Origin of the sequence: Bacillus sp. FSL P2-0069 (genome assembly GCF_038593315.1) — a bacterium.
GTDB classification, from domain to species: domain Bacteria; phylum Bacillota; class Bacilli; order Bacillales; family Bacillaceae; genus Bacillus; species Bacillus safensis.
Genome location: NZ_CP151984.1, coordinates 2242498 through 2254910 on the forward strand (window position 1 = coordinate 2242498; position 12413 = coordinate 2254910).

General features: G+C 41.9%; 11 protein-coding genes. 1 reads left to right on the plus strand and 10 read right to left on the minus strand.

From position 1 onward, the window contains the following. The first annotated feature begins 14 nt into the window (after positions 1-14). Positions 15-959 carry a 4-hydroxy-3-methylbut-2-enyl diphosphate reductase gene (locus tag NSQ34_RS11445; protein ID WP_034280141.1) on the plus strand — a complete coding sequence of 315 codons (945 nt, stop codon included), beginning with the start codon at positions 15-17 and terminating at the stop codon, positions 957-959. A gap of 37 nt (positions 960-996) precedes the next feature. Here NSQ34_RS11445 and NSQ34_RS11450 read toward each other — a convergent pair whose 3' ends face one another. From NSQ34_RS11450 to glyQ, 10 genes are all read right to left on the minus strand, one after another. Continuing rightward, positions 997-2118 carry a Nif3-like dinuclear metal center hexameric protein gene (locus tag NSQ34_RS11450; protein WP_041117999.1) on the minus strand — a complete coding sequence of 374 codons (1122 nt, stop codon included), beginning with the start codon at positions 2116-2118 and terminating at the stop codon, positions 997-999. Further along, on the minus strand, positions 2111-2827 hold the full coding sequence (locus NSQ34_RS11455) for a tRNA (adenine(22)-N(1))-methyltransferase TrmK (RefSeq protein WP_176966983.1): 717 nt from the start codon (positions 2825-2827) through the stop codon (positions 2111-2113). The genes NSQ34_RS11450 and NSQ34_RS11455 overlap by 8 nt, the downstream gene beginning before the upstream one ends. Before the next feature lie 120 nt (positions 2828-2947). Continuing rightward, positions 2948-3307, minus strand: coding sequence for a cytochrome c550 (gene cccA / locus NSQ34_RS11460; RefSeq protein WP_034280134.1), 360 nt, complete (start codon positions 3305-3307; stop codon positions 2948-2950). A 301-nt stretch (positions 3308-3608) separates the two neighbouring features. Next, the gene (rpoD, locus tag NSQ34_RS11465; RefSeq protein ID WP_008342392.1) at positions 3609-4730 is read right to left on the minus strand and encodes an RNA polymerase sigma factor RpoD; all 1122 of its coding nucleotides are present in this window, start codon (positions 4728-4730) and stop codon (positions 3609-3611) included. 206 nt (positions 4731-4936) lie between these two features. Beyond that, complete coding sequence (dnaG, locus tag NSQ34_RS11470; protein WP_260774283.1) at positions 4937-6766, minus strand: DNA primase; 1830 nt, start codon at positions 6764-6766, stop codon at positions 4937-4939. A 33-nt stretch (positions 6767-6799) separates the two neighbouring features. Next, on the minus strand, positions 6800-7300 hold the full coding sequence (locus NSQ34_RS11475) for a YaiI/YqxD family protein (RefSeq protein WP_024423016.1): 501 nt from the start codon (positions 7298-7300) through the stop codon (positions 6800-6802). A 261-nt stretch (positions 7301-7561) separates the two neighbouring features. Beyond that, the gene (locus tag NSQ34_RS11480) at positions 7562-8383 is read right to left on the minus strand and encodes a pyruvate, water dikinase regulatory protein (RefSeq protein WP_008342399.1); all 822 of its coding nucleotides are present in this window, start codon (positions 8381-8383) and stop codon (positions 7562-7564) included. 25 nt (positions 8384-8408) lie between these two features. Next, positions 8409-9047, minus strand: a complete 639-nt coding sequence (locus NSQ34_RS11485; RefSeq protein WP_024423017.1) for a helix-turn-helix transcriptional regulator — start codon at positions 9045-9047, stop codon at positions 8409-8411. A gap of 167 nt (positions 9048-9214) precedes the next feature. After that, entirely contained in the window at positions 9215-11260 is a 2046-nt protein-coding gene (gene glyS / locus NSQ34_RS11490; RefSeq protein ID WP_120208221.1) for a glycine--tRNA ligase subunit beta, read from the minus strand. Then, positions 11253-12140 carry a glycine--tRNA ligase subunit alpha gene (gene glyQ, locus NSQ34_RS11495; RefSeq protein ID WP_012010611.1) on the minus strand — a complete coding sequence of 296 codons (888 nt, stop codon included), beginning with the start codon at positions 12138-12140 and terminating at the stop codon, positions 11253-11255. Before glyQ ends, glyS begins: the two co-directional genes overlap by 8 nt. Positions 12141-12413 lie beyond the last annotated feature (273 nt).

The following is a 12413-nucleotide window of genomic DNA, read 5'->3' on the forward strand; positions in this document are numbered from 1 at the left end:
AGGAGGACGAATAAATGAATGTAATTAAAATATCGCCGCGTGGCTATTGCTATGGCGTTGTGGATGCAATGGTCATTGCTAAAAATGCCGCACTTGATAAGAACTTGCCACGCCCAATTTATATATTAGGTATGATTGTGCACAACAAACATGTCACTGATGCCTTCGAGGAAGATGGTATTTACACACTGGACGGACCAAACCGCTTAGACATTTTAAAGCAGGTTGAAAGCGGAACAGTCATTTTCACGGCTCACGGCGTTTCTCCTGAGGTTCGTCAAATCGCAGAAGAAAAAGGCCTTGTCACCATTGATGCGACCTGTCCAGATGTAACGAAAACTCACGAACTCATTTCAGAGAAAACAGCCGATGGCTATGACATTATTTATATTGGGAAAAAGGGTCATCCTGAGCCAGAAGGAGCTGTCGGAGTAGCCCCTGACAAGGTACACCTTGTCGAAACAGAAGCCGACATTGAGGCACTCGATTTAACATCAGAAAAACTGCTTATCACGAACCAAACGACGATGTCGCAATGGGATGTCCACGACTTGATGGAGCTGATTAAAGAGAAATACCCTCACGTCGAGTATCATCAAGAAATTTGCCTTGCGACACAGGTGCGTCAGGAAGCTGTATCGCAGCAAGCTGGCCAAGCCGATTTAACCATTGTTGTCGGCGATCCAAAAAGTAATAACTCTAACCGTCTCGCACAAGTGTCAATGGAGATTGCCGGAACGCAGGCTTACCGTATTGGCGACTTAAGTGAACTCAAGCTGGAGTGGCTGCAGGGCGTCAAAACCGTTGCCGTTACTGCTGGTGCTTCAACACCAACACCTATTACAAAGGAAGTCATTCGTTTCTTAGAAAACTATGAACCAGATGATGAAACGACCTGGAAGATTGAACGGACTGTTCCCCTTTCTAAAATTTTACCTCGCGTCAAAACAAAGAAATAAGAAAACGTCAGAGCATATCCGCTCTGACGTTTTTTGTTTACATAAATTGAAATGGGTTTGTGTTTGATTCAGAAACAAAGAGCTGTACGTTATATTTTTTATCCGCACACAGCGATTGAAGCTTCGCCTTTACGCCCTCTTTCATAATTTTTTCAGCATAATGCCCCGGGTCCACAACGTTCAGCCCTAGCATCATGGCATCGTGCGCAACATGGAAATAAAGGTCTCCTGTCACATACACATCTGCACCCATTCTTTTCGCTTGATGGATGTATTTATTTCCGTCTCCGCCAAGCACCGCCACTTTTTTCACAACAGCGTTTTGGTCTCCTACAAAACGAGCACCATTCACATCCAGCTTCGTTTTCACAAATTGTGTGAAATCTCTCAGTGTCATTGGCTCATTTAGCTCTCCAATACGGCCAAGACCTTTTTGAATAGGAGGAAGGTCTGTCGTGTGTACACTATAGGCGACTTCTTCATAAGGATGTGCTTTGATCATTTCGCGAATCACTTGTTTTTCTATACTTGCTGGGAAAATGGTTTCAATCCGCACTTCTTTCACAAATTCTAATTGACCCGACTCACCAATAAACGGCTCAGCTTCTTCTGATGGCAGAAAGCTGCCTGTCCCTTCATTTGAAAACGCACAATGGCTGTAGTTGCCGATATGGCCGGCGCCCGCATTTCCTAAAGCTGTCCGGATGGCCTCTTCAAATTCCACTGGGACATACAGAGCAAGCTGTTTGATTGGATCTTCGTATGTCGGCACTAACACTCTTGTTTCTTCAAGCTCTAAGGCCTCAGCAAGCAGGTCATTGACTCCGCCATCAGCTACGTCTAAATTCGTATGTGCCACATATACCGCAATATCATGTTTGATGCATTTTTCAATGATACGTCCAGCCGGCTGATCCGTCGCTACATGTTTTAATGGACGGAAAATCGGCGGATGGTGGGCAATAATAAGATCCACTTTTCGCTCGATCGCCTCATCTACTACATTCTCTAATACATCCAAGGTAATCATCACATTGGTTACTTTTTTATTTAAAGTCCCAATCTGAAGACCAATTTTATCCCCTTCCATGGCGTATGCCTTTGGTGAAAATTGTTCAAACAATTGGATGATTTCATGCCCGTTTACTGTTTTAGCCAACAGTCAAAACCTCCTTTAGCATCTTTATTTTCGCATTCAGCTCTTCAAGGCGTTCTTTATTTTCTTCTGTCCGCGCCGCCTGCTGAATTTGACTTTCTATCTTCTCCATATGCTGAAGCTCTTGCATCCACTTGCGCCGGAAGACGTCATTTTGCTCTTTCGCAAGGAACGGACCAACCAGCATGCCTGCTTCAAGTGACATTCCTTCATAAGCTTTATCTTTATCGCCTTTTTCTGCGATGATGATTTCGTATATTTTGCCGTCCTCTTCTAAGATGACTTCATCTAACAAATCATACCCCTCTTGATAAAGCCATAAACGAATATGATGGGCATGGATATTCGGCTGAAGAATGAGCCTCTCATGGCCTGCGAGCTTATGCCTTCCTTCATTTAGAATGCTTGCGATGAGCGCCCCGCCCATACCTGCAATCGTCACTGCATTCACTTCGCCTTTTTCAATGACTTCAAGGCCATTTCCTTTTCTGACTGAAATTTCTTCATCTAATTCAAGTCTATGTACTTGCTGCTGCGCCGATTGAAGCGGTCCATCGGTAATTTCACCAGCAATGGCTTTCACTGCTTTTTGATGCAGGATCGCATAGCATGGCAAATAGGCATGATCTGAGCCTATATCAGCGAAGACTGCCTCATCTGGTAAAAAGTCTGCGACTTTTTTTAATCGTTTCGATAAATTCATTTCATTCATACGTATCACTACTTTTCTTTAATGTTCATACTTGTCTATCTTATATAAATTATGGACTTTTTAAAAGTCGTTTTCAAATGAAAAAAGCTCTTCTTTTGAAAAAGAGCTTTTTGTGTAAGATTATTTAATTTTAGACACCCATTCCGCCATTTCATCGAGCTTTTCATTCGGAATCAGCCCGCCTGGCATCCCGTTGCCGCCTTCTTGGATTTTCTTCTTGATGTCAGCTACTTCAAGCTTGTCTCCAACACCTTTTAATGCAGGACCTGCGCCGCCTTCATAGTTTTCCCCGTGACAGCTTAGACAGTTCTGCTTATACAATTCTTCCGGCGTTGCATTTGCTGTCTCTTCTTGCTTTTGCTCTTTGCCCCCAGAGGCAATTTTTTCTTCATCTTTCAGCCCCTTCATTGATAAGAAAAAAGTGAGTCCAATACCTAAAATGGCAATCAATAAAAATGGTATAAGTGGATTCCGTTTCATTTCTTTCATCCTCCCCTTTGTGAAAACCCCTTTGAGACTATGCAAACAATTCTAATTCTACTTTAATTTTACAAAAAGTAAACGAATTATGATACAAAACTTTGGTCAAGTTCACAGATTAGACAAAAATGATTCAAGATGAGAAATGAAGCCTTCAGCACATTTAGATGTATTTTTTATACATCTTTTCTCTAAGAACGTTGCAAATTCATTTGTTATTCAGTAAAATATAATCAGATTGAAAAAAGCGTTTTCATTTTTGATAAGAAAGAACGGATCTCTTTCAAGATCCGTCCGGTTTCTACTCTAAGAAGTCTTTTAATCGTTTACTTCTGCTTGGGTGTCTTAATTTACGAAGAGCTTTCGCTTCAATTTGTCTGATACGCTCTCTTGTTACGCCGAACACCTTTCCAACCTCTTCTAACGTGCGAGTTCTTCCGTCGTCTAGTCCGAAACGTAGTCTCAGCACATTTTCTTCACGGTCCGTCAGCGTGTCTAATACATCTTCAAGCTGCTCTTTTAAGAGTTCATACGCAGCGTGGTCAGATGGAGATGTCGCCTCTTGGTCTTCGATAAAATCACCAAGATGCGAGTCATCTTCTTCACCAATAGGTGTTTCTAAAGATACAGGCTCTTGCGCAATTTTAAGAATCTCTCTTACCTTTTCTGGAGTTAAATCCATGTCTTCAGCAATTTCCTCAGGCGTTGGTTCTCTGCCTAGGTCTTGCAGAAGCTGTCTTTGAACACGGATCAATTTATTAATCGTTTCCACCATATGAACCGGAATCCGGATTGTTCTCGCCTGATCGGCAATCGCACGTGTGATCGCCTGTCTAATCCACCAAGTCGCATATGTTGAGAATTTATATCCTTTGCGGTAATCAAACTTCTCAACCGCCTTCATTAGACCCATGTTTCCTTCTTGAATCAAGTCAAGGAACAGCATACCACGACCGACATAGCGTTTCGCAATGCTGACAACGAGACGAAGGTTCGCTTCCGCTAATCTTCTTTTTGATTCCTCATCGCCCTCTTCGATCTTTTGAGCATACGTAATTTCTTCTTTAGCAGATAACAAATTGACGCGTCCGATTTCTTTTAAGTACATACGAACAGGATCATTGATTTTGACACCTGGTGGTACGCTTAAATCATTTAGGTCAAATTCTTCTTCTGCTTTAGCCAGCTGCTGAACATTTGGGTCTTCTGTCTCTTCGTTTTCACTAATGAGCTCTACACCCTGTTCGCCTAAGTATTCATAGTATTCATCCATTTGGTCTGATTCAATTTCAAAGCTAGACATACGCTCTGCAATTTCTTCGTATGTTAAAACGCCCCGTTTTTTACCCGTTTCAGTGAGCTTATCTCTCACCTGTTCAAAGGTTAATTCAGTTTCGGTTTCGTGGGCTTGTTTATCAGCCATTATGGATCCCTCCTTCCAAAGCTTGCAACGAATTCTAAAGTAACTTGCGATTTACTTCCGCCCTGCTTTTCTCTCTCTATCAAACAGATGACGAAGCAAATAGGAAATAAAATAAATAATGATGAAGGCAAGATGCTTGCGGTCTTATGCTCCTCCCGTAAAGGATTCATTGCCAGCCGTAAGTCCTGTCATTAATAATAGACGTATTACTTCAGCGAACGGGTTAACTGAATAATTTCTTGTCCAAGTGTTGCCGCTTTGAAGAAATCTTTTTGCCTCTCCGCTTCTGCACGTTCTAGTTCTTTTTCCTTTATCATTGACAAATTCCGATGATTCAACACTTTTTTTACATAATCACTTAATTCAGCTTCACTTAGTTCGTCTCCGACTTGAATCATCAATATATCCGTCAACAGCTGATTCATGACATCATCTTCTATACGGTTCATCAGGTGCTGCGGCGTTGGTTCTTTGCCTTCTTCATACAAGGCATAAATGTACGTTGCCAGCGCCCTGTGCGAATCTATATTAAATTCAATCCCGATTCTGTCAAGTACTTTGCGGATCACGTCATCGCTTTTTAACATATGAGCAAGCAGCATTCGCTCTGCATTTTCATATGCCGGCCGCAGACGCTTTCTTCTCACTTGTGTTGACAGATGTGCACGCCGTTTTTCAAGCCCGTTTTCTTCCTGCGTGCTTTTGGTTTCTTGCCGCTGCTGTTTTTCAAACAGCTCCAGTTGTTCTTTTAATGAATCAAGTGAGATCGAAAACTCCCCAGCAAGCTGTTTCATGTAAATCTCTTGCTCCAAAGAGCCGTTTAACCGGCTGATTTCTCGGAGAACCTGCTTCATATAAGTAAGACGGTCTCCTTCGTCTGATAAGTTTTTTCCTCTTCGGAAAAAATTCATCTTAAACGTCATTAATGTCACACTTGCATCTATGATGTCATTCCTAAATTTCTCGCCGCCATATTTACGAATGTAATCATCTGGATCAAGTCCATCTGGTATCATGGCAACGCGAACTTTACATCCTCTTTTTCCAAGCAAATCTGATGCTTTCATGGTCGCTTCGTATCCGGCCGTATCAGAGTCATAGCAAAGGATGATCTCTTCTACGTTCCGCCTGAGAAGCTTTACGTGCTCTTCTGTAAGAGACGTACCCATTGTTGCAACACTTTCACCGACACCTGATGTAACAGCTGAGATGACGTCTGCAAATCCTTCAAAAAGAACCGCCCGTTCGCGTTTGCGAATATGCATACGTGCGTCATGAAAGTGATAAAGCAGCTTACTTTTATGAAAAAGCGGCGTTTCAGGACTATTCATATATTTAGGCTGCTGATCACCAAGCGATCTTCCGGAAAAAGCGATGACCGTTCCATGATGATCATGAATGGGAAACATGACACGATCTCTAAAGCGGTCAAAAAAGCCTGTGCCGTTTTCACGTTGAATCAAAAGACCAGCCTTCTCCATCATCACAGGATCAAATCCTCGTTTTTCTAAAAACTTGGTCACGAAATCCCAAGAATCAAGAGCATACCCGATCTCAAACTTGGCAATTGTTTCATCCGTAAAGCCTCTGGACCGTAAATAATCGAGTGCGTTTTGACCTTCCTTTGTATTTACCAGCAAATGGTGGTAAAATTTCTTAAGAAGCTCATGGGCCTCAATCATTTTATGATCTGCAGTGTCCTCTTGCTGAGAGGAACTCATCTGAGCATTCGCTACCTGATCAGGCAGATCAATATGGTACTTATCAGCCACATGTGAAACGGCTTCAATAAATGAGTAGCCTTCCATTTGTCTGAGGAAAGAAAACACATTGCCTCCTGCACCACAGCCGAAACAATGGAAGATTTGCTTATCTGCTGAAACAGAGAATGAAGGAGTATTTTCACCATGGAATGGACAAAGACCGAAGTAATTTCGACCTTGCTTTCTAAGCTGTACGTATTCTCCAATCACTTCGACAATGTCTGCGTTTTTTTGGATCTGCTCCAAAAGTTCATCTGGTATACGTTTGCTCATCCTAATAACACTCCGTCGTACATTATTCGCCTTTTAATTTAAAAATCCTTCATGATTCGACAGGATTTTTTGTAGTTGCGCCATAAATCGCTTCTTATCCTCTTCTAAAAGCTTTTTGGGACCTTTTCCGTATACACCTTTTCTTCGCTGTTTGCTAGAAACATGCCTGCGTTCCAAATCAAAATCAATTGTTTCGTTTGTGTACATTCGTCCTCTTTCAGACAGAACAATGACCTGTCTCGGAAGCAGTAAGGAGGCAAGACCAATATCTTGGGTGACGACAATATCATGTGCGGCAGCTGAGTTTGCAATGACTAAATCCGCTGCTTCCTTATGTGTATCTACAAACCGCCAATCTTCAAGTGGAGATCTTTTGGTTTGAAAATGCTCATATGAAGCAATGAATGTCACTGGTACTTGAAATTGAGATGCGACAGAAAGGATTTCGTCTTTTACAGGACAAGCATCTGCATCGACATAAATCGTCCTCTCTTTTTTACGTTCATTCAGGTGACTAATTCTCCATCCCTCCACCTTATTCCTGCTTTAGAGAAGCAAAAAGACCATACTTTTCCCCCATAAAGCAATCAACAGTAAAACTCATTTTGTCGAAAAGTTATGTTCGGAATCACTTGACTTCTGCCAATATTAGTTTATTCGTTCTTGACTTAACTTAAACCTAAAATCAATCATTTTATCACAATTTTTTATTATAATACAAATGCAGCAAATATGCCATTGTTTTTGTTTACCCGTTTCCCACCATAGGAAAAACCCAGGAGGAGCATCCTGAGTTTATTCGGAACCTCTTTTGGTCAGCATTTGATGAATGACATTTGCCGTTTCCTCAACTGCTTTATTCGATACATCAACGACTTGACAGTTAATGCGGTCAACCACTTTTTCAAAATACTCTAGTTCCTCTTTAATCCGCTCAATGTTCGCATAAATAGCGCGATCATTTAAACCAAGAGATTTTAAACGCTCTTTGCGAATATGATTTAGTTTGTCTGGACTAATTTTTAAACCGATACATTTCTTCGGATCAACTGAAAATAACTCTTCTGGCGGATCAACTTCAGGTACAATTGGAACGTTCGCTACCTTCAGCCGCTTATGTGCCAAATATTGAGATAATGGTGTCTTGGACGTGCGTGATACACCAATGAGCACAATATCAGCCTTTAGAATACCTCTTGGGTCTCTGCCGTCATCGTATTTCACAGCGAACTCGATGGCTTCTACCTTTTTAAAATAGTCCTCATCTAATTGACGTACACGACCCGGCTCATGTTTCGCTTCATTTCCATATGCCGTTTCCATTTTATCAATGAGCGGACCGATGATGTCATAATAAACGACACCGTTTGCTTCTGCTTCCTCGATTAAGAATTGGCGCATTTCTGGCACAACAAGAGTAAAGCAGACGATCCCATTATCTGCTTTCGCCAGTGAAATGACTTCTTTAATCGTACCAACATCTTCTACATACGGGATTCTTCTAATATTTGAATGGTCTGATGAGCCGCCATCAAATTGGCTAAGTGCCGCTTTGACCACGAGCTCTGCCGTTTCTCCAACTGAATCTGATACCACAAAAATTACGCGATTACTCATAACATCCCCTCGCAGTCTTCTGTCATTAGATTATTTCGTTCTCCGATAAGCTGACAAGTATTTTCGTCATATTTGTTTTCGTAATTCTTCCGACCACTTCAAAGCCTTTATCCGTATCTTTTATCACAGGAAGTGCATCTATTTGCTTTTCAATCAAGTGCTTCGCCACATCCATAATGAAATCTTCCTTGCGGCAAACGGTGATGTTCGGCATTCTTGTCATAATAATATGGACAGGGATAGATGGAAGCTCCTGTTTCCCTATACTTGCGCGGAGGAGGTCTTTTCTTGATAACACGCCTGTTAAAATAGAGTGATCGTCCACAACGAATAATGTGCCCACATCCTCTAAAAACATCGTACAAATCGCATCATAAACCGAAACATTCTCATGTATTACCACTGGAATGGATTGAAAGTCTTTCACTTGAAGTTTTTTCAGCTTATCTGCGAGAAGCTGCGTGCCTGTTTTTCCTGTGAAAAAGTAGCCGACCCTTGGTCTTGCTTCTAAAAAGCCTGACATTGTTAAAATGGCTAAATCCGGTCTGAGGGTCGCCCTTGTTAAGTTCAGCCGATCGGCGATATGCTCTCCAGTGATCGGACCATTCTCTTTGACAATCTGTAAAATCTGCTCTTGCCGTTTATTTAACTCGATTGTACTCACCACCTTTAAATAGAGAGAGCGAAATCTTTATTTTATGTATATCATTTTCATAACTCATCATATTATAGCGCATCTTTGTCCGAATGAAACAAAAATCCACTCAAAAACCTTGAATTAAATGAGTAAAAAACGATTGCCCTTCGGAAAAGGCAACCGTTCTTAGGTATTTATTTTACAATTAAATTGTTCATATTCGCAAATGATTGAATGACTTTGGCTAGTTTGACCATTTGTGCTAAACGATTTCGCTTCAGTTTTTCATCATCCGCATGAACCATTGTATGATCGAAATAATGAACAATCGGTGTTTTTAACGTATCCAGCGCCTCAAGTGCCAAGCTGTATTGTCCTGCTGCTACATGTTCCTTTACAGCTTTCTCTACTTGCTGATACGCCTCAAACAGCTTTTGCTCATGTTCATTTTCAAACAGTTCAGGCTGAATCTCTGCATCTTCCCCTTTTTTACTGATTGAAATGACGCGTCCCAATGCTTCAGCCGTTTCTTTGAAGCTTTCTTGTTTCACACTCTCTTCAAGAACAGCTGCTTTTTTGACGACTGCATATGGCTCAATATTTTCAACATCCAGCACTGCATCAACAACATCATGGCGGATATGCTCTGCTTGAAGAACATATTTTAAACGATGTGTTAAAAATTCAATTAGAGCAGCTTCATGTTCTGCCTTTACTTGTGCAAGTGCTAGCAGCTCTTTAAATGAAATATTCCAATGACGGTCGAGCAGGATTTGAACGATACCGCTCGCTTGTCTTCTAAGTCCATAAGGGTCTTGAGAACCCGTTGGGATCACATCAATTGAGAAGAATGAACAAATAGAATCAAGCTTATCTGCTACTGCCACAATCGCACCAATCAAAGTGGACGGCGCCTCGTCACCAGCAAAGCGCGGCATATAGTGCTCGTTGATGCTTCTTGCTACTTCTTCATGTTCACCAAGAGCTCTTGCATATTTCTCACCCATGATTCCTTGTAATTCTGGGAATTCATAGACCATTTGAGTAACAAGGTCAAACTTCGAAATACTTGCTGCTCTCGCCACACGTTTAGTGGTTTCGTCATCTGCTCCGACATGCGCCGCTAGACGGGTTGCAATGTCTGTCACTCTCTTCAGCTTGTCGCCGATTGTTCCAAGTTTCTCATGGAATACCACTTTATCAAGCTTTTTAATATTGTCTTCAATCACTAGTTTTTCGTCTTCTTTATAGAAGAATGCAGCATCTGATAAACGCGCACGAAGTACTTTTTCATTCCCTCTTGCGACATTTTCGAGCGCCTCACTGTTTCCATTTCTGACTGTAATAAAGTGCGGCAATAATTCCCCTTGCTCATTTTTCACAGGGAAGTAGCGCTGATGCTCTTTCATTGTCGTCACCAATACTTCTTCCGGCAATGCAAGAAACTCTTCTTCAAAGGAACCAGACAGCACAGTTGGATATTCTACAAGGTCGTTCACTTCTTCTAAAAGTTCAGGATCAACAGGAATGACCCAGCCTTTTTCTAAAGATAGCGCATCTAGCTGTTCAGTAATGAATTGTTTTCTTTTCTCTGAGTCTGCAATCACAAATTGATCGCGCAAAGTTTGTTCATAGGAAGCAGGTGTGTCAATGCTGGCTGTCGTTCCAAGGAAACGGTGTCCTCTAGTCTCCCGGCCGCTTTTCACCCCAGCAATTTCAACAGGTACAATCTCTTTTCCAAATAAACAAACAATCCATTTAATCGGACGGATATAGCGTAAATCCTCGCTTCCCCATCTCATGTTCTTTGGAAAACTTAATGAAGCGGCGATTTCACCTAACGCTGGCAGAAGGTCTTTGACTTGCTTTCCTTCTTGAAACTTTTGGACATGGACATAATCTACTCCTTTGATCTCTTTGAAATAGAGATCATCTGTTGAAGCACCTTGTCCTCTTGCAAAGCCTTCAGCTGCTTTTGTCCAATTGCCTTCAGCATCTTGGGCAATTTTTTTAGCCGGGCCTTTTGCTTCTTCCTTAATGTCTTCTTGTTTTTCTGCGACACCTTTCACAAGTACAGCAAGACGTCTAGGTGAGTTAAATAAAGCAGTCTCTTCGAATGAAATATTTTGCGTTTCAAACCATGCTTTTACTTTCTCACCCAGCTGCTTTGTGCTCTCTGGCATGAAACGAGCCGGCATCTCTTCTAAGCCGATTTCAAGTAATACATCTTGTTTATTCATGAGAAGCCGCCTCCTCTTTTAGCATAGGGAATCCCAGTTTTTCGCGTTCTTCATAATAGGTTTTGGCTACTTTTCTTGCTAACTGACGCACTCTTCCGATATAACCAGTTCGCTCAGTCACAGAAATAGCACCCTTTGCATCGAGCAGGTTAAACGTATGAGAGCATTTGAGGACATAATCGTATGCCGGGTGAACAAGCCCTTTGTCCATTTGGCTATGTGCTTCTTTCTCATAGGTTGTAAATAGCTCGAACAGCATGTCAGTATTAGATGTTTCAAATGTATAAACAGAGTGCTCGTATTCAGCCATTAAGAATAAATCTCTGACCGTAAATCCGTCTGTCCATTCAAGATCGAAGACATTTTCTTTGTCCTGGATGTAAGAAGCAAGACGTTCAATACCGTATGTGATTTCAACAGAAACGGGCTTACATTCTAAGCCGCCGACTTGTTGGAAATACGTGAACTGCGTAATTTCCATCCCATCAAGCCATACTTCCCAGCCAAGTCCAGCACAGCCAAGAGATGGATTTTCCCAGTTATCTTCCACAAAACGAATATCATGTTTCAGCGGGTCAATGCCAAGTGCCTTCAATGATTCAAGATATAGCTCTTGAATATTGTCAGGTGATGGCTTAATGATCACTTGAAATTGGTGATGCTGATACAATCTATTTGGGTTTTCTCCATATCTGCCATCAGCCGGGCGTCTTGAAGGCTCTACATATGCTACCTTCCACGGCTCAGGGCCGATGCTTCTGAGGAACGTGTATGGACTCATCGTTCCGGCACCTTTTTCTGTGTCATACGCCTGCATTAATACGCAGCCTTCATTTGACCAATGCTTTTGCAGCGTCAAAATCATGTCTTGAATATTCAATGATCGCACCTCCATCTTTTCTAGACCAACCGCTATGTATGGCGGGTGGGATGAGAACCTTGTAAGAGAACACAAAAACTCCCGTCTCTATGCTCGCAAGGTTCTTGCAAACATAGGGACGAGAGTTTTTCCCGCGGTTCCACCCTATTTGCTGGTGTAGTAGCACCCAGCCGCTTTGTTTTACGTTGCTCAAGAATGCCTTTCGTTACGCCTCCATCCTTAGCTCACACCGCCCTAAGGTCGCTTTTATGGATTTTACGTAAGTACTTCTTT